The sequence below is a fragment of the Psychrobacillus mangrovi genome, assembly GCF_037104765.1.
GTDB classification, from domain to species: domain Bacteria; phylum Bacillota; class Bacilli; order Bacillales_A; family Planococcaceae; genus Psychrobacillus; species Psychrobacillus mangrovi.
In genome coordinates this window covers 168,048-193,755 of the sequence record NZ_JBAWSY010000007.1, presented here as the reverse complement: position 1 = coordinate 193,755, position 25,708 = coordinate 168,048, and the positions used below count along the sequence as shown (strand labels likewise).

Here is a 25,708-nt window from a genome sequence, read left to right as displayed (position 1 = left end):
GTTCCCATACCGAACACGGAAGTTAAGCTCTTCAGCGCCGATGGTAGTTGGGGGTCTCCCCCTGTGAGAGTAGGACGTCGCTGGGCACCAAGAAGTCGTTACCGAGTAATCGGTGGCGGCTTTTTTTTGTTCAAGAAAAACAAGCCGAAGGCAAATCGATAAGTTGGTAAATATATATGCGAGAAAGTAGAGGAGCAAAGAGTTCGAGGAAGCAAGGAAGAGAGACTCGCAGCGTATGATATACGCGAGAATCGAACGACTGCGGCTGACGAAGAAATCTGCCGCTCATCTGCTTTCGCAGCCCGAACACGGAAGTGAAGCTCGCGCACCGATAGTAGTTGGGGCCACCCCCCTATCAGAGTAGGAAGTTGCTGGGCACCAAGAAGTCGTCACCGAGTAATCGGTGGCGGCTTTTTTTGAGTTTATTAGGCTAAATTGTGATATCACAAAGAGGCACATTCTTTATTATGAGAAATGGTTGCTTTCACGCACTTATTGGTCGCTTTGGATTCATCTTAGTCGCTTATATGACTCATTTGGTTGCTTATAAACTCTCCCTAGTTGCTCTCGTAGGAAAACTAGTCTCCCTTATCCATATTTTTACTTAAAATCGTAACCGGAAGCGGTTCTTGGTCTCGGTCTCAACTAAAATGGTCTCGATTTAGAGAATTTGGTCTCGGTTACGACTAAATTAGTCTCACTTTCAGCCAAATAAGTCTCGTTCTTCTATTAAATGGAAAACTTGGTGTATTCATAAAGTATTCTTCTATTTTCTTAGTAGAACCATCCAATACTAACTTCCTATTTCTTTCTCTTTGTATTAGTTGCACTTAAAAAAGGGTATACAACTAAGTAGTAACTACAATTTACGATAGGAGGCTGATGGTATGACTTCAACTGCAATTACCATGGTGTTGATAATTTTTATTATAAATATCGTTTATGTCACTTTATCTACAACGCGAATGATACTTACGCTAAAGGGATATCGATATGTTGCAGCACTAATCAGTATAATAGAAGTGGTAGTATATATAGTAGGTCTTGGTCTCGTTTTGGATAATTTAAATGAGATTCATAATCTGATTGCGTATGCACTTGGATTTGGTACAGGAATAGTCGTAGGATCAAAACTTGAGGAGAAAATGTCATTAGGATATATTATGGTTAGTGCCATTTCTACAGAAAGTGAAAGTGAGATAAACTTATCGACACTTTTAAGAGAAGAAGGGTATGGAGTTACAAGTTGGACTGCAAATGGATTGGAAGGTGCTAGACAAGCACTACAAATATTAACTCCAAGAAAAGACGAAGTGAAACTGTATAGTCGCTTAAAAGAGATCGATCCTAAAATATTTATAATTGCATATGAGCCAAAAACTATTCATGGTGGGTTCTGGGTAAAACGAGTAAGGAGAGGAAAATTGTTTTCATGAAGCAAGAGACAAAATGGTTTGAAGTGCAAGAAAACGAAAGTATTTCGGAATGTATGGATAAAATGACTTCCCAAGGTTTTCAAGTTGTTGGAAGAAAAGAAGTACCATTGTTCGAAGAGGTGAATGGACAACCGGTGCCAGTTAGACAAATGATTCAGTTAAAGGGAATAAAAGAAGTGAAAAAATAGCCAAAAGACGAACATTATAGTTTTCTGAAAATTTATTGTTCGTTTTTTAGCATTGACGCGAGTCGCTATAATTGTTAAACTATGAATAGAAATAGACGATTAAATCCCCATATATGCTAAGGAATTGGCCTTAGCGTCTCTACCAAGTCACCGTAAATGACAGGACTATGAGGGAAAGCGACTTTTGGATATTACTAAAAGGATTTGTTTTCATATGTTGATAGAAACACAATCCTTTAACTATGTTCCTCAAGTAAACTGCTTTTCTTCTGAAGAGAGTAGTTTATTTGGGGAATTTTTTATGCTTAACTTCGATTAGCTAATAATTGGGTTGAAGCCTTCGGAGGATGTTCTAGATTTATATCGAGATTGATATGGATCAAATATACCGAGGCAATAAGATGAAGGGACGAGAATAATGAACGCAAAAATTGGTGTAATTATGGGTAGTTCTAGCGATTGGGAAACAATGAAATATAGTTGTGAAATATTAGAAGAACTTCATATACCTTATGAAAAGCAAGTAGTATCCGCACATCGTACGCCAGACTTAATGTTTGAATATGCTGAGCAAGCAAGATCACGTGGGATTCAGGTAATTATTGCAGGAGCAGGTGGTGCAGCTCATTTACCAGGTATGGTTGCTGCTAAGACAACTCTTCCGGTAATAGGTGTTCCAGTCCAATCTAAAGCACTAAATGGACTAGATTCTTTATTATCAATTGTCCAAATGCCAGGTGGCGTTCCTGTTGCAACAGTAGCAATCGGAAAAGCTGGTGCTACAAACGCAGGTTTACTTGCGGCTCAAATTCTTTCTATAACGGATTCCGAAATAGAGATTAAACTTGAAAAAAGACGAGAAGACACGAAAAATATAGTATTAGAAAGTAATGGTGAGCTTCGATGACTAAAGTAATTTTTCCGGGTCAAACAATCGGTATAATCGGTGGTGGCCAACTTGGACGAATGATGGCATTAGCAGCGAAGGAAGCTGGGTTTAAAATAGCAGTGCTAGAACCGACAATGGATTCACCTTGTGGCCAAGTAGCAGATATACGTATGGTTGCTTCTTATAATGACGAAGCTGCGTTAGAAGAGCTAGCAGAAGTGAGTGATGTGATTACGTATGAATTTGAAAATATTGATTATGAAGGTTTAAAAAGATTAACCCAGATAGCATATGTTCCACAAGGGGCAGAATTAGTAAAGATTACACAAGATAGAATTCTAGAAAAGACAGAGATTCGGGCTTCTGGTGTGCCTATTGCGAAATTTGTCGAAGCATACACATTTGAAGAGCTAGAACAGAGAATTGATGAAGTAGGTTTTCCTTGTGTCGTTAAAACTGCTCGTGGTGGTTATGATGGGAAAGGTCAGCAAATCGTTCAGTCAAAAGAAGAGTTAAGTAATGCAAAGTCTCTTTTTGAACATTCCGCATGTATTGCAGAAGCATTTGTTTCATTCACAAAAGAAATTTCTGTTATTGTTCAAAGAAATGGTGCTGGTGAAACATATTGCTTGCCAATTGGTGAGAATATTCATGTCAATCATATTTTGCATGAAACGATTGTTCCAGCACGGATTGACGATTCACTTGCAAATAAAGCGATTGAAGCAGCTCAAACCATCGCGAATCACTTAAATCTCGTTGGTACACTAGCTGTAGAGATGTTTGTTTTAGAAAATAATGAGATACTAATAAATGAATTAGCACCAAGACCACATAATTCTGGTCACTATTCGATTGAGGCGTGTAATATCTCTCAGTTCCATCAGCATGTTAGAGCTGTTTGTGGATGGCCACTTCGTGAGCCTAAGTTATGGACGGATACAGTAATGGTAAACATATTAGGACAGCATGTTATTCCTTTAACGAATTCTATTAGTAAGTATCCAAACTGGTCCGTTCATTTGTACGGAAAAAGTGAGGCTAAAACAAATCGTAAAATGGGACATGTAACAATCCTATCAACTAACATTGAAGAGACTTTAGAAGAAATTGAACAATCGAATATTTGGTCATAAAACAGGAGGAAATTAAATGATAGAACGTTATACTCGCCCGGAAATGGGAGCAATTTGGACAGAGGAAAATAAATACAAAGCTTGGTTAGAAGTTGAAATTCTTGCTTGTGAAGCATGGGCGGAAATAGGAGATATTCCGAAAGAGGATGTTGTGGCACTTCGCAAAAATGCATCCTTCGACGTAAATCGTATTTTAGAAATTGAACAAGAAACAAGACATGACGTAGTAGCATTTACACGTGCAGTTTCCGAAACTTTAGGGGAAGAGCGTAAATGGGTACATTATGGACTAACTTCTACGGATGTAGTAGACACAGCACTTTCTTATTTAATTAAACAAGCGAACGTTATTCTTCGTAAAGATATCCAAAATTTTATAGAAATCCTTGAAAACAAAGCAAAAGAACATAAGTACACAGTAATGATGGGGCGTACGCATGGAGTACATGCAGAGCCAACAACTTTTGGTCTTAAACTTGCTCTTTGGTTAGAGGAAATGAGACGTAACTTAGAACGCTTTGAAGCAGCTGCAACAGTTATTGAAACTGGAAAAATGTCAGGTGCTGTAGGGACTTATGCTAACATTGACCCTTTTGTTGAAAAATATGTATGTGACAAACTAGGTCTTGCAGCTTCTCCGATTTCTACTCAAACATTGCAACGTGATCGTCATGCACAATACATGAGCACGTTAGCTCTTATTGCAACTTCAATCGAAAAATTTGCGACAGAGATTCGTGGTCTTCAAAAATCAGAAACTCGTGAAGTAGAAGAATTTTTCTCAAAAGGTCAAAAAGGATCTTCTGCAATGCCACATAAGCGTAATCCAATCGGATCTGAAAATATGGTAGGGATGGCAAGATTAATTCGTGGATATATGATGACTGCATACGAAAATGTTGCTTTATGGCATGAAAGAGATATTTCTCATTCATCTGCAGAACGCGTTATCTTACCAGATGCAACAATTGCTCTTAACTATATGTTAAATCGATTTGGTAATATCGTGAAAAACTTAACGGTATTCCCAGAGAATATGAAGCGTAACATGGATTCTACTTTGGGATTAATTTATTCTCAACGCGTGCTTCTTGCACTTATTGATAAAGGGTTGGCTCGTGAAACAGCGTATGACACTGTTCAACCATTAGCAATGAAAGCATGGGAATCTCAAACTGCATTCCGTACATTTGTTGATGCGGATGAAAAAATTACTTCTTTATTAACAAAAGAAGAGTTAGATGATTGCTTTGACTACAACTATCATATCCAACATGTAGATTTAATTTTTAATCGTTTAGGACTTAACTAATATCTTCAACTAGCAATCAGTGGGGGAGAATCCCCCTGCTGATGAAGCTTCACTTCATCGGAGGGATTTACAGTGGAAAAAGGTCGTCTATTATACGAAGGAAAAGCAAAACAATTATTCGAGACAGATGATGAAAATATTCTGTTTGTTTCTTATAAGAATAGTGCTACAGCTTTTAACGGTGAGAAAAAAGAAGAAATAGAAGGCAAAGGGATTTTAAATAATAAAATCACTACTATTCTATTTGAAGAGTTGAAAAAGCGAGGAATTGAATCTCACTTTGTGGAGCAAATTTCAGAGAATGAGCAACTTGTAAGAAAAGTAGAGATCATTCCATTAGAAGTAGTTGTTCGAAATGTAGCAGCAGGAAGTTTAGCAAAGAGATTAGGTATGGAGGAAGGAATTCCTTTAAAACATACGATTGTAGAATTCTATTACAAAGATGATGCTCTAGGTGATCCTTTACTAACAGATGCACATATTGAACTGCTTGCACTTGCGACACCTGAAGAAGTAGAAACGATCAAAGCGAAAGCACTGGAAATCAATCAAGTACTTCAACCAATCTTTAAAGAGATTGGTGTTACTTTAATAGATTTTAAATTGGAATTTGGTAAAACTGCAGAAGGTGAAATTTTACTTGCAGATGAGATCTCTCCCGATACTTGTAGACTTTGGGATGACAAAACGAACAATAAACTAGATAAAGATGTATTTAGACGTAATTTAGGAAGCTTAACAGAAGTTTATGAAATAATACTTTCCCGCCTAGGAGGATTATCAAAATGAAAAAAGTTAAAGTGTATGTAACATTACGTGAAAGTGTTTTAGATCCACAGGGTTCTGCGGTAATGGGTGCTCTTCATTCTATGGATTACAATGAAGTGAAAGATGTGCGCATTGGAAAGTATTTAGAGCTTCAAATCGAAGAGAGTGATCGTGATTTAGATGCTATCGTGAGAGAAATGTGTGAAAAACTTCTTACAAATACAGTAATCGAAGACTATCGTTACGATGTTGAGGAGGCTGTAAGCAAATGAAGTTCGCAGTAATCGTATTTCCAGGATCGAACTGTGATTTAGATATGTATCACGCGATTAAAGACGAACTTGGGGAAGAGGTAGAATACGTTTGGCATGACGAGAAGGATTTAAGCGGATTCGACGGAATTTTATTGCCAGGTGGCTTTTCATACGGGGACTATTTACGTTGTGGCGCAATTTCACGCTTCTCAAATGTTATGACAGAAGTTGTGAAAGCAGCGGAAGCTGGTAAGCCCGTTCTAGGTATCTGTAACGGATTCCAAGTATTAACGGAAGCAGGTCTTCTTCCAGGAGCACTACTTCGTAATAAAAATCTTAAATTCATGTGTCGTACAGTAGATTTAAAAGTGGTAAATAATGAAACGCAATTTACTTCTGCATATAAAAAAGACGAAATAATTCAAATTCCAATCGCACACGGTGAAGGAAACTATTATTGTGACGAAGAGACGCTTGCTACATTAAAAGAAAATAATCAAATCGTTTTCACATATGCTTCTGAAAACCCAAATGGTAGTTTAGAAGATATCGCTGGTATTGTGAATGAAAGAGGAAATGTCCTTGGAATGATGCCTCATCCAGAACGCGCTGCAAATGATATTATGGGCGGTTCAGACGGTCTAGCTTTATTCAAATCAATTGTGAAACAGTGGAGGGAAACTCATGTCAGTCATGCTTGAACCAAATCCAACGCAAATTAAAGAACAAAAACTATATGCTCAAATGGGAATGTCAGACGAAGAATTTGAAATGGTAGAAAAGATTTTAGGGCGTCTACCAAACTATACAGAGACTGGTTTGTTCTCAGTTATGTGGTCTGAGCATTGCTCGTATAAAAACTCTAAACCAGTATTACGTAAGTTCCCTACGAAAGGTCCTCAAGTATTACAAGGACCAGGTGAAGGTGCTGGTATTGTTGATATTGGTGATGGTCAAGCAGTAGTATTCAAAATGGAATCGCATAATCATCCGTCTGCAATTGAACCTTATCAAGGAGCAGCAACAGGTGTTGGTGGGATAATTCGTGATGTATTCTCTATGGGCGCTCGTCCAATCGCAATGTTGAATTCTCTACGTTTTGGAGAACTGAAAACTCCACGAGTAAAATATTTGTTTGAGGAAGTAGTTGCGGGTATTGCCGGCTATGGTAACTGTATCGGTATTCCTACAGTTGGTGGAGAAATTCAGTTTGATGACTGTTATGAAGGAAACCCACTCGTTAACGCAATGTGCGTTGGTTTAATAAACCATGAAGACATTCAAAAAGGGATTGCTACTGGGGAAGGTAACACAGTTATGTACGCTGGTGCGAAAACTGGTCGTGACGGAATCCATGGTGCAACATTCGCATCAGAAGAATTAACAGAAGCTTCAGAAGAAAAGCGTCCAGCTGTCCAAGTTGGAGATCCATTCATGGAGAAACTTTTGTTAGAAGCTTGTTTAGAAGTAATCAAATCTGATGCTTTAATCGGTATACAAGACATGGGTGCTGCGGGCTTAACTTCATCCTCTGCAGAGATGGCATCAAAAGCTGGTTTTGGTGTGGAGATAAACTTAGACTTCGTACCACAACGTGAAACAGGGATGACCGCATATGAAATGATGCTTTCTGAATCACAAGAACGTATGTTAATTGTTGTGAAAAAAGGTCGCGAAGATGAAATCGTTAAGATTTTCGAAAAATATGATTTAGATTGTGTAGCTGTAGGTAAAGTTACAAGCGATAAAATGCTTCGTTTAATTCATAACGGTGAAGTTGTTGCTAACGTACCTGCAGACGCGCTTGCAGAAGAAGCTCCTGTGTATTACAAGCCTTCTGCTGTTCCTGCTTACTATACTGAATTCCAATCGATGGAGAACGTGGAACCATTAGTTTCTGATTATAAAGAAACTTTATTAAACTTACTCCAACAACCAACGATTGCTTCTAAAGAATGGGTTTACGATCAATATGACTATCAAGTTCGTACTAGTACAGTAGTTACACCTGGGTCAGATGCTGCAGTAGTTCGTGTGCGTGGTACAAATAAAGGATTAGCGATGACAACAGATTGTAACTCAAGATATATCTACTTAGATCCAGTTGTAGGTGGAAAGATTGCAGTAGCAGAAGCTGCTCGTAATGTTGTTTGTTCAGGAGCAAAACCACTTGCGATTACAGACTGCTTAAACTTTGGTAATCCAGAAAACCCTGAAATCTTCTGGCAATTAGAGAAATCAGCAGATGGCATTTCAGAAGCTTGTATTGCACTAGAGTCACCTGTTATCGGCGGAAACGTTTCATTGTATAACGAGCGTAGTGGAACAGCTGTTTACCCAACGCCAACAATTGGACTAGTTGGATTAGTAGAAGACTTAGCGCATGTGACAACGCAATCCGTGAAACAATCAGGAGATCTTGTCTATGTAATTGGAGACACAAAAACTGAATTTGGTGGCTCGGAGCTTCAGAAATTAATAGAAAAACGTATCTTTGGCCAAGCACCATCGATTGATTTAGAAGTAGAAGCAGCTCGTCAAAAAGCACTTCTTTCGGCAATAAGAGCTGGTATTGTCCAATCTGCACACGATATTGCAGAAGGTGGACTTGCAGTAGCATTAGCTGAAAAAGCTTTCGGTGCAAAGGCTCTAGGAGTAGAAGTAACTCTTACTGGCTGTGCAACTACAGCATTATTTAGTGAGTCACAATCTCGTTTCTTAGTAACTGTAAAACCTGAAAATGCTGCTAAATTTGAAGAAATCGTACAAGATGCAATTCAAATAGGTGCAGTAACAGACTCTAATAAAGTAATAATCTCTAACGAAGACGGAACTGAATGGATTAACGGTTCTGTTGACGAATTCCGTTCCGCTTGGAAAGGAGCAATACCATGCTTGCTGAACTCAGAGGCTTAAACGAAGAATGTGGTGTGTTTGGAATTTGGGGACACCCTAACCCTGCTACCATGGCTTATTATGGATTACATGCTCTACAGCATCGAGGACAAGAAGGTGCTGGTATTGTTGTTACTAATGGAGAATATTTACAAGCTGTAAAAGGTGAAGGATTAGTTAATGATGTTTTCAGTAATGGAAAATTAGAAGCGCTAGAAGGCCACGCTGCAATTGCACATGTACGTTATGCAACTGCAGGCGGTTCTGGCATAGAAAATGTACAGCCTTTATTGTTCAAGTCTACAACTGGAAGTCTTGCTGTTGCTCATAATGGAAACATTGTAAATGCAACACGTTTAAAGCGTTCTCTAGAGCGCCAAGGAAGTATTTTTCAAACTACATCTGACACAGAAGTATTTGCTCATTTATTGAAAAAAAGTACGCTTCCAACATATGAAGAGCGTGCTAAACAAGCATTGCGTTTAATTGAGGGTGCATTCGCTATTGTTGTTTTAACAGAGGATTATATGTTAGTTGCACAAGATCCACAAGGAATGCGACCACTGTCTTTAGGACAGTTGGATGGGGCTTGGGTAGTTGCATCTGAAACAAGCGCATTCGATTTAATTGGTGCGGAATTAGTTCGTTCGATTGATCCAGGTGAGTTATTAATCATTGATCATAACGGTTGCCGTTCAGAGCGTTATGTTGAGAAAAAAGATCGCGCAATTTGTACGATGGAATATGTATACTTTTCACGTCCAGATTCCGATATAGATGGGATTAATATTCATTCCGCTAGAAAACGTCTTGGAAAACAACTTGCGAAAGAAATACAAATTGACGCAGATGTAGTGACTGGTGTACCAGATTCAAGTATATCTGCAGCGATTGGTTTTTCAGAAGCAACTGGAATACCTTACGAGCTAGGTCTTATTAAAAATCGTTATGTTGGTCGTACATTTATTCAACCTTCACAAGATTTACGTGAACGTGGAGTGAAGATGAAGCTGTCACCTGTACGTCAAGTTGTTAAAGGCAAACGAGTGGTTATGGTAGATGATTCAATAGTTAGGGGAACAACTTCAAAACGAATCGTAACTATGTTAAAGGATGCAGGTGCAACTGAAGTGCATGTGGTTATTAGTTCGCCTCCACTAAAAAATCCATGTTTTTATGGGATAGATATTAGTACAGATTCTGAGCTTATTGCATCTAACAATAGTGTGGATGAAATTTGTGAGTTAATTGGAGCTGATTCTTTAACATTCTTATCTGTAGAAGGAATGGTTGAAGCAATTGGCAGACCAGAAGGCGAGAAAAATTGTGGACATTGTTTAGCTTGTTTTACAGGCGAATATCCAACTGATATTTTCCCGGATACGAAACTACCACATGAAAAAGAGCTAGTTCGATAGGAGGATTCTACGTGTCAAAAGCATATGAAAAAGCAGGCGTAAATATTGAAGCTGGCTATGAAGCAGTTCAACGAATGAAGTCACATGTCGAACGTACAGCTAGAAAAGGAATCATGGGGACTTTCGGTGGTTTTGGCGGAATGTTTGATTTATCTTCTTTAAATTATAAAGAACCTGTACTAATTTCAGGAACAGATGGTGTTGGAACGAAGCTGAAGCTTGCGTTCATGACTGATTCTCACGATACAATCGGTGTGGACTGTGTAGCGATGTGTGTAAATGATATTGTTGCACAAGGTGCAGAACCATTATTCTTCCTTGATTATGTTGCGGTAGGTAAAGCTGTCCCTGCTCGAATTGAGCAAATCGTAAAAGGTGTTGCAGATGGATGTGTTCAGTCAGGAGCGGCATTGATTGGTGGAGAGACTGCAGAAATGCCAGGTTTATACGAGGAAGATGAGTATGACTTAGCAGGATTTGCTGTAGGTGCTTGTGAAAAATCTAAAATTGTTACAGGTGAGAATATTGCAGAAGGTGACGTATTAGTTGGTATTGCTTCAAGCGGTGTCCACTCTAATGGCTATTCCCTTGTTCGTAAAATTGTATTTGAAGAGCAAGGATACACTCCCGAAGCAATTGTAGAAGGCTACGAAGGACTTGGCGAGATTGGAAAGGCTCTACTAACACCAACTAAAATTTATGCGAAGCCAGTAATGGAAATGCATCAAGAGCTTTCTATTCACGGAATGGCTCATGTTACTGGTGGAGGCTTTTATGAAAACTTACCAAGAATGATGCCCCAAGGTTTAGCAGTTGAAATCGATTTAGGTTCATGGGAAGTACTTCCTGTATTTCATTTATTGAAAGAAAAAGGTTCACTCGTTGATCGCGATTTATATAATGTTTTTAATATGGGAATTGGTTTTGTTCTTTCGCTTTCTGCTGAGGAAGCAGAAAAGGCAATTGCTATAGCAGAAGCCCATGGTGAAAAAGCATACACAATTGGTCGTGTTGTAAAAGGTGAAGGTGTTTTATTCAACGGTTCACATGACGGGAGTTTAGTGTAATGGTGGAAAAACCTAAATTTGCAGTATTTGCTTCTGGGAGTGGAAGTAATTTTCAAGCGATTTACGATGCTGTGAATGATGGAAAATTAGAAGCTCAGGCAGTTCTAGTAGTAACGGATAAACCAGGTGCATTTGTAGTAGAACGAGCAAAAAACGTAGGAGTCGAAACACTTGCAATTAAGCCTTCTAGTTTTTCTTCTAAGGAAGCATATGAACAAGAAATTGTCAAAAAGCTTAAGGAACTTGAAGTAGAATGGATTGTACTTGCTGGGTATATGCGTTTGATTGGGAATGTGTTGCTTGAAGCGTACCCTAATCGAATTATTAATATTCATCCTTCTTTACTTCCTTCATTTCCAGGAAAAGATGCAATAGGACAAGCGATGGCTCACGGGGTAAAGGTAACTGGCGTATCAGTTCACTATGTGGATGCTGGAATGGATACAGGACCTATATTAGCTCAGCAAGCAATCGAAGTAGTAGATGGGGATCGAGAGAAAACGGAAGAAAGAATCCACGCTGTGGAGCATGATTTGTATATGAAGACTTTACAAAAACTTTGGAGCCGGTGATTATACCGGCTTTTCTAACTACAAGAGGAGGAAACATTGTGGCAAAACGCGCGTTAATTAGTGTTTCAGATAAATCAGGAATTCTCGAATTTGCAAAAGAGTTGGAACAGCTTGGATATGAGATTTTATCAACTGGTGGAACAAAATCATTTTTAGAACAAAATGGTGTTGCAATTACATCAGTAGACCAAGTAACAAACTTTCCAGAGATTTTGGATGGCCGAGTAAAAACATTGAATCCTATGATTCATGGTGGATTGTTAGCAAAACATGATGACCCTTCTCATCAAGCACAACTAGAAGAGCATAAAATTACACCTATACAAGTAGTGTGTGTGAACTTATATCCTTTCCGTGAAACTATTTCAAAACCGGATGTTGAATTTGAAGATGCTATTGAAAATATTGATATTGGTGGACCATCGATGTTGCGTTCTGCTGCAAAAAACCATCAATACGTAACAGTAGTTACAGATGCATCTGACTATGAAGAAGTCTTAGGTCAATTAAAAGAAACTGGCGAAACTACTATAGAAACACGTCGCAGATTAGCTGCAAAAGTATTCCGTCATACAGCAGCATATGACGCTTTAATCGCTAGTTACATGACTGATTTAACTGGCGAAGAATTTCCAGAATTACTGACATTAACATATGAGCGTAAGCAAGCTTTACGCTACGGTGAAAATCCACATCAAAAAGCAGCGTTTTATAAACGTCCACTTGGATCTGACTTCTCTATTGCTTCAGCAACTCAATTGCATGGTAAAGAGTTATCTTATAACAATATTCAAGATGCAAATGCTGCTATTCAAATTGTAAAAGAATTCGAAGTTCCTGCTGCAGTTGCAGTAAAACATATGAATCCTTGTGGTGTTGGAACTGGTAATACTATATCAGACGCTTTTAATAAAGCATACGAAGCAGATTCAACTTCTATCTTCGGAGGAATTGTTGCATTGAACCGTGAAGTAGATGCGGCAACTGCTAAGGTTTTGGCTGGTATTTTCTTAGAAATCATCATTGCTCCTTCGTTCTCAGAAGATGCGATTGCAATGTTAACAGCGAAGAAAAACATCCGCCTGTTAACAATTTCTTATGAGCAAACGAAAAAAGATGTATGGAACACAGTATCTGTAGAAGGCGGATTATTAGTTCAGTCTCCTGATACATTTGGATTAAAAGATGCGGATGTTAAGGTAGTTACAGACCGTGAACCTTCACCAGAAGAATGGAAAGCATTAGAACTTGGATGGAGCGTAGTGAAGCACGTTAAATCCAATGCAATTGTTGTTTCTACCGAAGATATGACAATAGGTGTTGGTGCCGGACAGATGAACCGTGTAGGATCTGCAAAAATTGCACTAGAACAAGCTGGAGAACGTGCAAAAGGAGCAGGTTTAGCTTCGGATGCATTCTTCCCAATGAACGATACAGTAGAAGTAGCTGCAAAAGCTGGAATTACAGCGATTATTCAAACAGGTGGCTCTGTTAAAGACCAAGACTCAATTGATAAAGCAAATGAATACGGAATAGCAATGGTCTTCACTGGCGTTCGTCATTTCAAACATTAAGGGAGGCATATCTCATATGAATATTCTCGTAATTGGTAGTGGCGGTCGTGAGCATGCTATAGCAAAGCAATTCAATGATTCTCCATCTGTAAATAAAGTATTTGTGGCGCCAGGTAACGCAGCTATGTCAAACGATGCTGAAATTGTACCTATTGATGTTATGGCTTTTGACGAGCTTGTAACCTTCTCAAAAGAAAATAATATTGATTTAACATTTGTTGGACCAGAGCAACCACTTGCAGGTGGTATTGTGGACTTCTTCCAAGCAGAAGGATTACGTATATTTGGACCAACAAAGGCTGCTGCACAGATAGAAGGCAGTAAAGCATTTGCAAAAGAGATTATGCAAAAATATAATATCCCAACAGCTGGGTATGAAACCTTTACAGAAGTAGATAAAGCGAAAGCATATATTGAAAAGTTAGGCGCTCCTATTGTGGTAAAAGCAGACGGACTTGCTGCAGGCAAAGGTGTAGTAGTTGCCATGACGGTGGAAGAGGCAAACAGTGCAGTAGAAGATATGATTGGCAATCAATTGTTTGGAGAATCATCTTCTCGCGTAGTAATTGAAGAATTCTTGGACGGAGAAGAGTTTTCCTTCATGTCATTCGTGCATAACGGTCAAATATATCCAATGGTAATTGCGCAGGATCATAAAAGAGCTTATGACGGAGATAAAGGTCCGAACACTGGTGGAATGGGTGCATACTCACCGGTTCCACAAATTTCTTCTGCAACTGTCGATGAAGCTTATGAAGCAATCATTGTTCCTACTGTAAAGGCAATGACTAAAGAAGGCATTTCTTTTACAGGTATTTTATATGCAGGGCTTATTTTAACGAATGACGGTCCAAAGGTTATCGAGTTTAACGCACGTTTTGGTGATCCAGAAACACAGGTTGTCCTTCCTCGAATGGAAAGTGATTTTGGTGAATTCATGATCGCATTGATGGATGAAAAACCGTATGAACTAAAATGGTCGAAGGAATCTATGCTAGGTGTAGTCATTGCTTCAGAAGGTTATCCAGGAGATATGAAAAAAGGTGCTAGGCTTCCTAATCTTCAAGCATTACAGGAGTTAGGGCTTCATGTTTTCCATGCTGGTACAAAAGCTGATGATGATGGATTTATTGCCAATGGTGGTCGAGTGATTTTAGTTGCTGCTAGTGAAACTACTTTAAAAGAAGCACAAGAGAAGGTTTACGAGGGTCTCTCTACCTTACAATGGGATGGCTTGTTTTTCCGAAAAGATATTGGCTGGCGAACTTTTCTTTAAATTTATAGGATAACTCCGTATTTTGGAGTTATCCTGTTTTTATTTTGGGCTTGTTAAACCTCATTGTTGATATGTAATGGGTAACTATTGCTGTAATCAAGAGAGTGTCTGGAAAGTGCACTCCGTATTACTCTGTAAATACCAATAGTGCAGATTAGTTGAAGAAGGATAATCATTTATAACTATCAGAAAAGTCTTGACATTCTTTTCGTGTATGTTTATATTACATATAACCAATTGGTTATATGTAAAAAGTGAGGGAATGATAATGCCAGATGTTTATAGAGCATTAGGTGATTCAACGCGACGCCGTATATTAAATATGCTTAAACAAGGAAACAAATCCCAAAAGGAGATAGTCGAAGCATTTGATATCTCACAACCAGCAATTAAGAAGCATCTGAATATTTTATTGGAGGAAAGAATTATTTCAGAGAGCCTGAATGGGAAGTATCGTATCTATTCATTAAATCTCAACATACTCCAATTTGCCTACCATGAAATGCTTCAATACATCGAAGAACTACTTGATGACCAGCTCGTAAGTCTAAAAAATTATGTGGAAAAAGGAGAACTTCGAGATGAACAAGATTAATGATTCTATAAAGAGGGGAATTGTTGTTAATGCACCTTTGAAGCAAGTTTGGGATGCATTGACTATGCCTGAGCATTTAAACTGTTGGTATACAAAAAATGCTGAGATAGAATTTCGTCTAGGTGGAAGAGGTTATATGAATCATGGATGGGGGGCAACATCTGAGGGTGTATTTACAGAAATAGACACAATGAAACGCTTTGTACTTCAGAGCCTTGATGGGGATTTTACTACCATTACTTCTTTAGAAAAAGTTGAAAATGGTATTCAGGTGAGTATTGAATATCAGTCTTCCTTTATTAGTGAAATGAATAAATCTACAAAGGAAAATATGTTGTTTGGTACAAGTCAATTCTTAGAAAATCTAAAAAGTGTCTATGAAACTGGTGCTGATAATCGAGCGAATTTTTGGAAAGCATGGATTGGTATTGATCACACAACAAACGAGCGGGATAGAGGTACAAGAGTTTTACAGGTGAAGGATGGTTCGGTAGCTGCAGCTGCTGGAATTAAACCTGAAGATATTATAGTGGAGATTGATGGAGAAGAAATTGGAGGATATGAATCATTTGAAAGAACATTGAATGAAAAAACTGTCAATTGCACTGTTTCTCTAACAATCGTAAGAAAAAGTGAAAAGTTACGGGTAAACTGTCTTGTAGATACTTATCCTATCGCTTATTAATATTCAATAAAGACTGTAAGCGCTAGCGCATTTAGCTGTCTCATACGGCACTTCATGCTGCTGGCAAGGCGCGAATACCAGTGTATTTTCTTGATAAAGATTAATGTAGATTCTATTTAATATACGACAATAAATAGTCACAAAATGCAGAATTGCTTTCACTCTTTTGAAAGGTATTGTATCATCGGAGGTCTCCAGGATGTGCGCCTTACAGCCGCAGGAGCGCGAAGAATGAGACCCCGTAAAGGATGTGGGAGCGACGTAGGAGCGACTCATCCTGCGGAGGCTCATGCGTAGCGTGCGGCAAGCGCACATCCGTGTCTCTACTTTCAAAGTACTTATTATTCATAGTCTGGAACGGATAAATCACCAACTATAGGCATTCGCGCTGGCCGCACGTCCGCATGAGCCGCTGTATGCGCTAGCGCATTTCGCTGTCTCATACGGCACGTCATGCGGCTGGCAAGGCGCGAATGCCAGTTATTCTCTTAATAAAGAATAAAGTAGATTCTATAATATGTATTAATACTTTCAATGAATAATTTCTATTTCATCGGATGTTTCCAGGATGTGCGCCTTACATCCGTTTGTAGCTATATGCGCTTTTAAATGTCTGGGAAAATAATAGGGTCCTGAAAAGCGAATTCTGTATTCAACTTATTATCAAAAACAACACTGATCATCAGATGTTTCCTGCAAATATTCTTTACATTTGCGGCAAGCGCACATCCTTGCTTCTACTCTAAAAGATTATGAGACACATTCTATCTAGACATCAAATATCCACAATTTTTAAAAAACAAAGCAATAAATGTGAATACAGTTCTGCTATACTAGTAAAGATTTTCTAGCAGAATTTACTAAATTTACAATTCATCACTTTGCTTTACTAAAGTGATGTGCTATATTTATTTTTATGAGCGCAACTATAGGAAGGAGAATGGATGCTATGCAATATCCAATTTGGAAAATTGAAGAAATCAGGCACCAGATAGAAGTGGTAAATGGAACAAAAGCACCTGACATTCTTATAAAAAATGCAACCTATTTACATAGCCACTTAAAAAAATGGATTACCGGAAATATTTGGATAGTAAAGGACCGAATCGTCTACACAGGTGCTGAAATGCCCCTAGTTTCGGACAGAACTGAAGTATATGATGCTAACGGTCAAAAAATTGTACCTGGATATATAGAACCTCACGTACATCCATTTCAACTTTATCAGCCTCATTCTTTTGCAGATTATGCAGCACAACTTGGAACGACTACTTTCATTGCGGATAACCTGGTCTTCTTTTTATCACTTGAAAACAAGAAAGCGTTTTCAATAATGGATGAGTTAAGCAAATTACCCTTTGCATTCTATTGGTGGGCTCGATTTGATTCACAAACTGAATTAGAAAATGAAGAAGAATTATTTACTTCTAAAACGATTAGTGAATGGATTAACCGTCCAGATGTAATTATGGGTGGTGAGTTGACTGGATGGCCTAGATTACTATCCGGTGATGATCAAATGTTGTATTGGATGCAGCAAGCAAAAAGTAATGGCATGAAAATTGAAGGACATTTCCCTGGTGCCTCAGAACGTACACTAGCTAGAATGCGGTTACTTGGAGCAGATGGTGATCATGAATCTATGACTATTGAGGAAGTAGAGAGACGAATTCTCCATGGGTATGCTGTGACTCTAAGACATTCCTCTATTCGTCCGGACCTACCAATTCTTCTTAAAGGTATTCTAGAGAAAGATCTTCATATTTTTGATCATTTAATGATGACGACTGATGGAGCTACCCCTTCGTTTCATCTAGATGGTGTAATGGACAAATGTATACGTGTAGCTTTAGAGGCTGGTGTAGATCCGATAGATGCTTATTTAATGGCTTCATTTAACGTTGCAAAATATTATAATCTATCAAACCTGCATGGTGTAATTGCTACTGGCAGATTTGCTACTTTAAACTTTTTAGAAGATGAAAATAATCCTGTACCTGTCAGTGTTTTATCAAAAGGTGTATGGTTAAAACGAGATGGGATAAAAGTTCATGGATTATCACCAGTCGATTGGTCACATATGCCTGATTTAAATTTAAATTTTGATTTGAAAGAAGCAGATTTTCAGTTTTCCATGCCATTTGGAATTGAGATGGTAAATGATGTTATTACAAAACCATACTCTGTATCGGTTGACACAACAGACAACGAACTATCGACGAAACATGATCAGAGTTTTTTAATGTTAATTGATCGGAAAGGTAAATGGAAAGTAACGACGATTATAAAGGGATTTGCAACATCTTTAAAGGGATTTGCATCATCTTACTCTAATACTGGCGATATAATATTAATAGGTAAAAATAAAAAGAGCATGCTAAAAGCTTTTGAAGAAATGAAGAAAATGAATGGCGGCATTGTACTGGTAGAAGATGACCAAGTCATTTGTTCTCTTAAACTTCCAATTGGTGGAGTACTCTCTGATAAACCGATGGAAGAATTGATAGAAGAAGAGATACTTTTAAAGAAAGAGTTGGCAGCGAGAGGATTTAAGCATGGGGATGCTATTTATACTTTGTTATTTTTGCAATCCACACATTTACCTTATGTTCGAATTACACAAAGAGGTATTTTCGATGTGATGAAGAAACAAGTATTATTTCCAGCTGTTATGAGGTAGGGGGATTACTGTGTTCAAAAAAAGGGGATTTATATTTGCAATAAGTATTCTTTTATTAGTTGCTTGTTCAGATAAAGAAGAGATGACAGAAGATATAATCGAACTAGTGGAAGAACCAGCTGCAGCAGAAGAGGAAGTAGAAGATAAAGAGAAAGAACTCCCTTATATTGCTCCTTTTACTGGAGTCGGATCCGAAGTGGAATTAAAACACCGAGCGGTCCTTGTAACGATGAATAATCATCCGCTTGCGCGTCCACAATCTGGTATTGCTAAAGCAGACATTATTTATGAAATGCTCGCAGAAGGGAATGTCACGAGGTTTCTTGCTCTGTATCAAAGTGAGATTCCTGACAAGATTGGACCTGTAAGAAGTGCACGCGATTATTTTGTAACGATTGCTAAAGGGCTAGATGCATTTTACATAGCTCATGGATATAGTCCAGACGCCCAAAAAATGTTAAATGCACGAGTTGTTGATCATATAAATGGAATGCAATATGATGGTATACTGTTTGAAAGGTCGAAGGAGCGTAAAGCGCCACATAACTCCTATATAACAAAAGAAAACATAGAAACGGGTGCTGACAAAGTAGGTGCTTCTATGGACATACGCAAAATTCCTAAACTTTCTTTTTTTGACTCGGTGGAAGGTGTGAAGCTTGGTAATCCTGTATCGAGTATTAGTATTCGTTATGGTAATGGTGCAAGCTTTGAAAATCAATATACTTACTCACCAGATGAAGGTCTCTATGAGAGGACATCAGCAGGAGAATTGACAACGGATAAAGAAACAGAAGACCCTGTCAAAATATCGAATGTAATTTTCATGGAAATTCCACATAAAACGATTGATAATGCTGGAAGACAAGCCCTGTCACTAAATGACGGAGGAAGAGCTTATCTTTTCCAAGCAGGGGTAATGAGAGAGATTGAATGGGAAAATGTTGATGGAATTCTTGTTCCAATGGAGAATGGCGTTCCAGCTAAACTTGTAAAAGGAATGTCATGGATAAGTTTTGTTCCAACGAATCCAGGACTAGAAAATATGGTGAACTTTTTACCGTAATAGTAGACTGAAATGAAGGGAGAAACTATATGCAAATCGATAAAATTAAAGGACATCAAACAGACCAATTATTTAAAGCGGTTTTAGAGTTAAAAGATATGGAAGAATGCTATCGATTTTTTGATGATTTATGTACAATAAGTGAAATACAATCTCTGGCACAACGATTTGAGGTGGCCCATTTATTGAGATTGAAAAAGACATACGAAACAATTAAAAAAGAAACAGGTGCAAGTACCGCAACTATTTCACGTGTGAGACGTTGTTTTGATTATGGAAACGAAGCATATGATGAAATGCTCGGACGTTTGTATCCAGACGAGCAGCCTTTTCAAAATCCTAGAGCAAAGTAGACAATTGACGACCATTTTCAAGCAAGTCTGAGATTAACATGAAGTGTGTTAAAATAGCAGACAATTTATGTTGGCATTTTGCTATTGTCCTAGACTGAATTACTATTACACCATATCGATATTTCATGCTGCGGAGGGATGCGACAAAGTCGCATTCCTTTGCATTTTTTTCTATTTGTTAATGAAATATTACGAGAATTGTCTTTGCTAAAATAAGCAGGTAACGTACTATAAAAAGCGATAAGTGCCCGAAATTGCATCTTCGGGCACTTGCATTCTCAATTTAATAGTATCGTTTCTTTCATTTTCCAAAGTAATTGTATTAGGTAAGCAATGGACAAATAACCATACTTCCCCATGCTATGAATGTAGCGATCGATTCGTACAAAGCAAACCGAAGACGTACAAGTGTAAATGTAAGAAGAAGGTTATGTAGGTTTTACAATTAAACCTTAACTGAACAGGAGCCTCTGTTCAGTTTTTTTGTTATAATGAGGAATGCTTAATTAATTTTATGTAGGTGACGAAATGGATTATAAAGAGTGGCGACATATATTTAAATTGGATCCGGCAAAAGAGATTGGTGCGGATGCATTAGAAAAGATTTGCGAATCTGGAACCGATGCGATTATAATCGGTGGCTCAGATGGAGTGACATTAGATAATGTTATTGACTTATTGATGCGCATTAGACGCTATGCTGTACCTGTAGCGTTAGAAGTTTCAACAATTGAGTCGATTATTCCTGGTTTTGATTATTATTTTATTCCAAGTATTTTAAACAGCACGGATACTAAATGGGTGAAAGATTTACATCATGCAGCAACAAAAGAGTTCGGTGATGTGATGAACTGGGAAGAAATTATTCCCGAGGGTTATTGTATATTAAATCCCGATTGTAAAGCTGCAAAACTTACGAGTGCCCTGCATCCTTCAACAGATGACGATGTTATAGCTTACGCCCAAATGGTGGAGCATCTATTTAAATTCCCTATTTTTTATATGGAATATAGTGGGATGTATGGGGATGTGGAAGTTGTCAAAAAAGCTAAATCACGACTTGTGCATACAAAGCTTTTTTATGGTGGAGGAATCCAAAACAAGGAGCAAGCACGTGAAATGGCTGCGTATGCAGATACAATCATTGTAGGAAATCATGTATATGAGAACTTAGCGGAGGCTTTGGATACTGTAAAAGCTGTTAAGTAATATTTGAGTAATTTCTTATTCAACAGTATAATAATGAGAACAAATGTTCTTTTAAGGAAGTGTATTATGGAACTTATAGCAAAAAACTTGTTGAATGGTATGAATAAAGAACAAGAAAAAGCAGTTAAAACAACAGAAGGTCCACTCCTTATCATGGCAGGAGCAGGATCCGGTAAAACACGAGTCTTAACACATCGTATCGCTTATTTAATCGTTGAGAAAGAAGTTTATCCATCGAAAATACTTGCGATTACTTTTACGAATAAAGCTGCGCGTGAAATGCGTGAGCGAATAGATGGTATTTTAGGTGCTGGTACAGGTGAGCGTATGTGGGTTTCCACTTTCCACTCTATGTGTGTTCGTATTTTAAGAAGAGATATTGATCGAATTGGCTTTTCTAAAAGCTTTTCAATCTTGGATACAACCGATCAGTTGACGGTTATAAAAAATATTTTGAAGGAACAAAATATTGATTCCAAAAAGTATGATCCACGTTCGATGTTAAATGCGATAAGTAGCGCCAAAAATATATGTATTGATGCTGATACTTATAGAGCACAAATGAATGAATTTAATCCATTTGAAAAGACTGTTGCAGAAGTGTATAAGGGATATGAAAAGCGTTTAAGAAAAAATCAATCCCTAGATTTTGATGATTTAATCATGACTACTCTAACACTCTTTAAACGTGTTCCAGAAGTACTTGAATTTTATCAAAGTAAATTTCAATATATTCATGTGGACGAGTATCAGGATACGAATAAGGCGCAATACGAATTAGTACAATTGCTTGCGCAAAAATTTAAAAATATTTGTGTAGTGGGTGACTCCGATCAATCCATTTATCGTTGGCGCGGGGCGGACATTCAAAATATTTTATCATTTGAAAAAGATTATCCGAACGCAACTGTTATTATGCTTGAGCAAAATTATCGTTCTACAGGGAGAATCCTTCAAGCTGCCAATGACGTCATTGGTAATAACACGAGTAGATACCCAAAAGTGTTACGAACAGACAATCTAGAAGGTGAAAAGATTGAAATGTTTCGAGCAAATGATGAGCAGCAAGAAGCACAGTTTGTTGTCCAAAAGATACAAGAATTAATGGAGCAAGAAAATCGGACTTTAAATGATTTTGCCATTTTGTATCGTACGAATGCTCAATCACGTGTAATGGAGGAAGTACTCGTCAAATCAAATATGGCCTATACGATTGTCGGTGGAACTAAGTTCTATGATCGTAAGGAAATAAAGGACTTGCTCGCGTATCTTCGTTTAATTGCCAATAATGACGATGATTTATCGCTTGCGCGAATAATTAATGAGCCAAAACGAAACATTGGAGCAACTTCATTTGAACGTATTGCGATGTATGCGCTAGAACAAGATCGTTCCATTCTAGATGCGCTTAATGAAGTCGACTTCATGGGGATACCTGCTCGTGCAGTAAATTCTGTTGTTCAATTTCACGGACTGATTCAAAACTTTACTCAAATGCAGGAATTTTTATCTGTAACGGAAATTGTAGAACAGGTACTTGAGAAAACTGGATATCGTCAGATGCTAAAAAATGAAAAAACAATTGAAGCTGAAAGTCGATTAGAAAATATTGAAGAGTTTCTATCGGTGACTAAAGCCTTTGAAGAAAAAAGTGATGACAAATCACTCGTTGCTTTTCTAACTGATTTAGCGCTTATTTCAGATATTGATAAGTTGGATGAAGAGGAAGATGCTTCCCAAGGAAATATAATATTAATGACGATGCATGCTGCGAAAGGACTCGAATTCCCTGTAGTTTTCATCATTGGTATGGAAGAGAATATTTTCCCTCACTCTCGTTCTATTGGTGACGATGATGAAATGGAAGAGGAACGTCGTTTAGCGTACGTAGGTATCACTCGTGCAGAGGAAAGATTATTTATTACTTGTGCTCAATCACGTACTATTTTTGGTCGTGGTAGTTACAACAGCCCTTCTCGTTTTATAAGAGAAATTTCCGATGAAATCTTGGAAGTGGTTGGTTGGACAAAAGATATAACAAAAAATAAATATAGAGATGCTAAAGCAATATCTCCAACAACACAGAGAGCAGCTGTTTCAAGACCTGCATATCAATCGACAGGCGGAGAAAAAATGGGCTGGCAAGTTGGAGATAAAGCTGTGCACAAAAAATGGGGCATAGGTATGGTTGTTAGTGTTCGTGGCGAAGGTGAAAATACAGAGCTTGATATTGCCTTTCCAAGCCCAACAGGTATTAAGCGATTGTTAGCTAAATTTGCACCTATAGAAAAAGGATAATTCACTCAGTGGAGGAAAGCCCGTGGATAAATTAGAAGAACGTGTAAAAGAGCTACATAAGCTCTTAAATGACTATGGTTACGCCTATTATGTGTTGGATGAACCCATCGTCTCAGATGCTGTTTATGATCAATATTTAAATGAATTGATAGCGTTAGAGGAGCAAAACCCTGATTTGATTTTACCGGAATCTCCAACGCAGCGTGTGGGCGGTACAATAATCGAAGGGTTCAAAAAGGTAACGCATGCAAATCCAATGCTTAGCTTATCCAATGCGTTCAGTGAGGAAGATATTCGAGATTTTGATAGCAGAATCCGTAGTATTATTGAAGAAACTCCTACGTATGTTTGCGAGTTGAAAATTGATGGTCTAGCCATATCACTTTTATATGAAGATGGTCTTCTAACGCGTGGTGCAACTCGTGGAGATGGAACGACTGGAGAAGACATTACAAGTAATATTAAAACGATCCGAGCAATCCCCCTACGTTTAAAAGACAGAGTAACGATGGAAGCAAGAGGAGAAGCGTATATGCCTAAATCTTCATTTAGAAAGCTAAATGAAGAAAGAGCAGCAAAAGGAGAAGAATTATTAGCCAATCCACGAAATGCTGCAGCCGGGTCGCTTCGTCAATTAGACCCTAAAATGGCAGCGAGTAGAAAACTTTCTTTCTTCGCATATGGACTTGGTGGCGACGGAGAAGATCAAAATATTGATCGACATTCCAATGCGTTGGAATATATGAGAGAGCAAGGTCTTCCAACAAACAAAGAAACAAGAAAATGCTCTTCTATTGAAGAAGTACTCCAATTCATTGAAGAGTGGACTGCTAAGAGAAACGATATTCCATATGAGATAGATGGGATCGTAGTAAAAGTTGATGATTATGCACAACAAGAGGAATTGGGGTTTACAGCGAAAAGTCCTCGTTTTGCTATTGCTTTTAAGTTCCCGGCTGAAGAAGTCGTAACGACAATTAAAGATATCGATTTAACGGTTGGGCGCACTGGAGTTGTGACACCAACTGCTATTTTAGAACCAGCACAAGTTGCAGGTTCAACTGTCCAACGGGCTACATTACACAATGAAGATTTAATTCGTGCAAAAGACATACGAATTGGTGATCGTGTGATTATTCGTAAAGCAGGAGATATTATTCCTGAAGTGGTTTCCGTAATTATGGAGGAACGTGACGGATCAGAAATTCCGTATGAAATGCCCAAAAATTGCCCTGTATGTGATAGTGAATTAATAAGAATCGAGGAAGAGGTTGCACTTCGTTGTGTGAACCCTCAATGCCCTGCTCAAATCCAAGAAGGCATCTATCATTTTGCATCTAGAAATGCGATGAATATTGAAGGTCTTGGAGAAAAAGTAGTGGAACAGTTATTTAGAGAGCAGCTGATCGTAGACGTTTCTGATTTATATAAACTAACTGTAGAGGATTTGGTTGGTTTAGAGCGTATGGGATTGAAATCTGCTACTAACTTAGTGCAAGCAATTGAAGCTTCCAAAGCAAATTCGATGGAAAGAGTCTTATTTGGTCTTGGTATTCGTCATATAGGTGAAAAAGCAGCGAAAATTTTATCCGAAACTTTTCATAGCTTCGATGCATTAATGAAAGCAACGAAAGAAGAACTAACAGCAATCTTTGAAATTGGCGATAAAATGGCGGATTCACTTGTGACTTATTTTGAGCAAGAGGAAGTAAGACTGTTAATCGGAAGATTAAAAGAAGCTGGGCTCACTCTACACTATACGGGTAAAATTGTAGACGCTGCTACTATAGAAAATAGCCCGTTTGCAAATAAGACTATTGTTCTGACAGGGAAGCTTACACAATTAACAAGGCAAGAAGCAAAAGAAAAAATTGAGGATTTAGGTGGAAATGTCGCAGGTAGTGTTAGTAAAAAAACTGACTTAGTCATTGCAGGAGAAGATGCAGGTTCAAAGCTTGAAAAGGCTACAAGCCTAGGAATTGAAGTCTGGGATGAACAAAAACTACTAGACCAATTATCGAAGTAAAGGAGTTTGAA

22 protein-coding genes, 1 rRNA gene and 1 riboswitch are annotated in these 25,708 nt (G+C 38.1%); all 23 genes read left to right on the top strand.

All coding sequences use genetic code 11. The features are described from left to right. Positions 1–86, top strand: a 5S ribosomal RNA gene (rrf, locus tag WAX74_RS11920); the annotation flags it as partial. An 801-nt stretch (positions 87–887) separates the two neighbouring features. Beyond that, positions 888–1,436: a DUF2179 domain-containing protein gene (locus WAX74_RS11915; protein ID WP_336497881.1), complete on the top strand. Its 549-nt coding sequence runs from the start codon at positions 888–890 to the stop codon at positions 1,434–1,436. Further along, complete coding sequence (locus tag WAX74_RS11910; RefSeq protein WP_336497880.1) at positions 1,433–1,624, top strand: NETI motif-containing protein; 192 nt, start codon at positions 1,433–1,435, stop codon at positions 1,622–1,624. Before WAX74_RS11915 ends, WAX74_RS11910 begins: the two co-directional genes overlap by 4 nt. Before the next feature lie 87 nt (positions 1,625–1,711). Then, positions 1,712–1,812, top strand: a riboswitch (purine riboswitch). A gap of 230 nt (positions 1,813–2,042) precedes the next feature. Beyond that, positions 2,043–2,531, top strand: a complete 489-nt coding sequence (gene purE, locus WAX74_RS11905; RefSeq protein ID WP_336497879.1) for a 5-(carboxyamino)imidazole ribonucleotide mutase — start codon at positions 2,043–2,045, stop codon at positions 2,529–2,531. After that, the gene (gene purK, locus WAX74_RS11900; RefSeq protein ID WP_336497878.1) at positions 2,528–3,649 is read left to right on the top strand and encodes a 5-(carboxyamino)imidazole ribonucleotide synthase; all 1,122 of its coding nucleotides are present in this window, start codon (positions 2,528–2,530) and stop codon (positions 3,647–3,649) included. The genes purE and purK overlap by 4 nt, the downstream gene beginning before the upstream one ends. A 16-nt stretch (positions 3,650–3,665) precedes the next feature. Then, positions 3,666–4,961, top strand: a complete 1,296-nt coding sequence (purB, locus tag WAX74_RS11895) for an adenylosuccinate lyase (protein WP_336497877.1) — start codon at positions 3,666–3,668, stop codon at positions 4,959–4,961. Positions 4,962–5,033: 72 nt separating this feature from the next. After that, positions 5,034–5,750, top strand: coding sequence for a phosphoribosylaminoimidazolesuccinocarboxamide synthase (gene purC / locus WAX74_RS11890; RefSeq protein WP_336497876.1), 717 nt, complete (start codon positions 5,034–5,036; stop codon positions 5,748–5,750). Then, positions 5,747–6,001: a phosphoribosylformylglycinamidine synthase subunit PurS gene (gene purS, locus WAX74_RS11885; RefSeq protein ID WP_053591894.1), complete on the top strand. Its 255-nt coding sequence runs from the start codon at positions 5,747–5,749 to the stop codon at positions 5,999–6,001. The genes purC and purS overlap by 4 nt, the downstream gene beginning before the upstream one ends. Beyond that, the gene (gene purQ / locus WAX74_RS11880; protein ID WP_336497875.1) at positions 5,998–6,684 is read left to right on the top strand and encodes a phosphoribosylformylglycinamidine synthase subunit PurQ; all 687 of its coding nucleotides are present in this window, start codon (positions 5,998–6,000) and stop codon (positions 6,682–6,684) included. Before purS ends, purQ begins: the two co-directional genes overlap by 4 nt. Continuing rightward, positions 6,668–8,899, top strand: a complete 2,232-nt coding sequence (purL, locus tag WAX74_RS11875) for a phosphoribosylformylglycinamidine synthase subunit PurL (protein WP_336497874.1) — start codon at positions 6,668–6,670, stop codon at positions 8,897–8,899. Before purQ ends, purL begins: the two co-directional genes overlap by 17 nt. Continuing rightward, positions 8,875–10,296, top strand: a complete 1,422-nt coding sequence (gene purF / locus WAX74_RS11870; RefSeq protein ID WP_336497873.1) for an amidophosphoribosyltransferase — start codon at positions 8,875–8,877, stop codon at positions 10,294–10,296. The genes purL and purF overlap by 25 nt, the downstream gene beginning before the upstream one ends. 11 nt (positions 10,297–10,307) lie before the next feature. Then, on the top strand, positions 10,308–11,363 hold the full coding sequence (gene purM / locus WAX74_RS11865) for a phosphoribosylformylglycinamidine cyclo-ligase (RefSeq protein WP_336497872.1): 1,056 nt from the start codon (positions 10,308–10,310) through the stop codon (positions 11,361–11,363). After that, complete coding sequence (gene purN / locus WAX74_RS11860) at positions 11,363–11,935, top strand: phosphoribosylglycinamide formyltransferase (protein WP_336497871.1); 573 nt, start codon at positions 11,363–11,365, stop codon at positions 11,933–11,935. Before purM ends, purN begins: the two co-directional genes overlap by 1 nt. Positions 11,936–11,973: 38 nt before the next feature. Beyond that, positions 11,974–13,509 carry a bifunctional phosphoribosylaminoimidazolecarboxamide formyltransferase/IMP cyclohydrolase gene (gene purH / locus WAX74_RS11855; RefSeq protein ID WP_336497870.1) on the top strand — a complete coding sequence of 512 codons (1,536 nt, stop codon included), beginning with the start codon at positions 11,974–11,976 and terminating at the stop codon, positions 13,507–13,509. A gap of 16 nt (positions 13,510–13,525) precedes the next feature. Then, complete coding sequence (gene purD / locus WAX74_RS11850; RefSeq protein WP_336497869.1) at positions 13,526–14,785, top strand: phosphoribosylamine--glycine ligase; 1,260 nt, start codon at positions 13,526–13,528, stop codon at positions 14,783–14,785. A 268-nt stretch (positions 14,786–15,053) separates the two neighbouring features. Continuing rightward, positions 15,054–15,380 (top strand): metalloregulator ArsR/SmtB family transcription factor, encoded by a 327-nt coding sequence (locus tag WAX74_RS11845; RefSeq protein WP_336497868.1) that lies wholly within the window; start codon positions 15,054–15,056, stop codon positions 15,378–15,380. Continuing rightward, complete coding sequence (locus tag WAX74_RS11840; protein WP_336497867.1) at positions 15,367–16,065, top strand: SRPBCC domain-containing protein; 699 nt, start codon at positions 15,367–15,369, stop codon at positions 16,063–16,065. The genes WAX74_RS11845 and WAX74_RS11840 overlap by 14 nt, the downstream gene beginning before the upstream one ends. A gap of 949 nt (positions 16,066–17,014) precedes the next feature. Next, positions 17,015–18,745, top strand: a complete 1,731-nt coding sequence (locus tag WAX74_RS11835; protein WP_336497866.1) for an adenine deaminase C-terminal domain-containing protein — start codon at positions 17,015–17,017, stop codon at positions 18,743–18,745. A 10-nt stretch (positions 18,746–18,755) separates the two neighbouring features. Next, positions 18,756–19,811: a DUF3048 domain-containing protein gene (locus WAX74_RS11830; RefSeq protein ID WP_336497865.1), complete on the top strand. Its 1,056-nt coding sequence runs from the start codon at positions 18,756–18,758 to the stop codon at positions 19,809–19,811. A gap of 29 nt (positions 19,812–19,840) precedes the next feature. After that, positions 19,841–20,164: a YerC/YecD family TrpR-related protein gene (locus WAX74_RS11825; RefSeq protein ID WP_336497864.1), complete on the top strand. Its 324-nt coding sequence runs from the start codon at positions 19,841–19,843 to the stop codon at positions 20,162–20,164. Between the two features lie 528 nt (positions 20,165–20,692). Beyond that, the gene (gene pcrB / locus WAX74_RS11820; protein WP_336497862.1) at positions 20,693–21,373 is read left to right on the top strand and encodes a heptaprenylglyceryl phosphate synthase; all 681 of its coding nucleotides are present in this window, start codon (positions 20,693–20,695) and stop codon (positions 21,371–21,373) included. Between the two features lie 66 nt (positions 21,374–21,439). Next, positions 21,440–23,671, top strand: a complete 2,232-nt coding sequence (gene pcrA / locus WAX74_RS11815) for a DNA helicase PcrA (protein ID WP_336497861.1) — start codon at positions 21,440–21,442, stop codon at positions 23,669–23,671. A 22-nt stretch (positions 23,672–23,693) separates the two neighbouring features. Then, positions 23,694–25,697 carry an NAD-dependent DNA ligase LigA gene (gene ligA / locus WAX74_RS11810; RefSeq protein WP_336497860.1) on the top strand — a complete coding sequence of 668 codons (2,004 nt, stop codon included), beginning with the start codon at positions 23,694–23,696 and terminating at the stop codon, positions 25,695–25,697. Positions 25,698–25,708: the final 11 nt, after the last annotated feature.

Bases quoted from the DNA above. Each gene is read 5' to 3' on its own strand.
- WAX74_RS11915 (WP_336497881.1), top strand. From the start codon at position 888: ATGACTTCAACTGCAATTACCATGGTGTTGATAATTTTTATTATAAAT.
- WAX74_RS11910 (WP_336497880.1), top strand. From the start codon at position 1,433: ATGAAGCAAGAGACAAAATGGTTTGAAGTGCAAGAAAACGAAAGTATT.
- purE (WP_336497879.1), top strand. From the start codon at position 2,043: ATGAACGCAAAAATTGGTGTAATTATGGGTAGTTCTAGCGATTGGGAA.
- purK (WP_336497878.1), top strand. From the start codon at position 2,528: ATGACTAAAGTAATTTTTCCGGGTCAAACAATCGGTATAATCGGTGGT.
- purB (WP_336497877.1), top strand. From the start codon at position 3,666: ATGATAGAACGTTATACTCGCCCGGAAATGGGAGCAATTTGGACAGAG.
- purS (WP_053591894.1), top strand. From the start codon at position 5,747: ATGAAAAAAGTTAAAGTGTATGTAACATTACGTGAAAGTGTTTTAGAT.
- purQ (WP_336497875.1), top strand. From the start codon at position 5,998: ATGAAGTTCGCAGTAATCGTATTTCCAGGATCGAACTGTGATTTAGAT.
- purL (WP_336497874.1), top strand. From the start codon at position 6,668: ATGTCAGTCATGCTTGAACCAAATCCAACGCAAATTAAAGAACAAAAA.
- purF (WP_336497873.1), top strand. From the start codon at position 8,875: ATGCTTGCTGAACTCAGAGGCTTAAACGAAGAATGTGGTGTGTTTGGA.
- purN (WP_336497871.1), top strand. From the start codon at position 11,363: ATGGTGGAAAAACCTAAATTTGCAGTATTTGCTTCTGGGAGTGGAAGT.
- purD (WP_336497869.1), top strand. From the start codon at position 13,526: ATGAATATTCTCGTAATTGGTAGTGGCGGTCGTGAGCATGCTATAGCA.
- WAX74_RS11845 (WP_336497868.1), top strand. From the start codon at position 15,054: ATGCCAGATGTTTATAGAGCATTAGGTGATTCAACGCGACGCCGTATA.
- WAX74_RS11840 (WP_336497867.1), top strand. From the start codon at position 15,367: ATGAACAAGATTAATGATTCTATAAAGAGGGGAATTGTTGTTAATGCA.
- WAX74_RS11835 (WP_336497866.1), top strand. From the start codon at position 17,015: ATGCAATATCCAATTTGGAAAATTGAAGAAATCAGGCACCAGATAGAA.
- WAX74_RS11825 (WP_336497864.1), top strand. From the start codon at position 19,841: ATGCAAATCGATAAAATTAAAGGACATCAAACAGACCAATTATTTAAA.
- pcrB (WP_336497862.1), top strand. From the start codon at position 20,693: ATGGATTATAAAGAGTGGCGACATATATTTAAATTGGATCCGGCAAAA.
- pcrA (WP_336497861.1), top strand. From the start codon at position 21,440: ATGGAACTTATAGCAAAAAACTTGTTGAATGGTATGAATAAAGAACAA.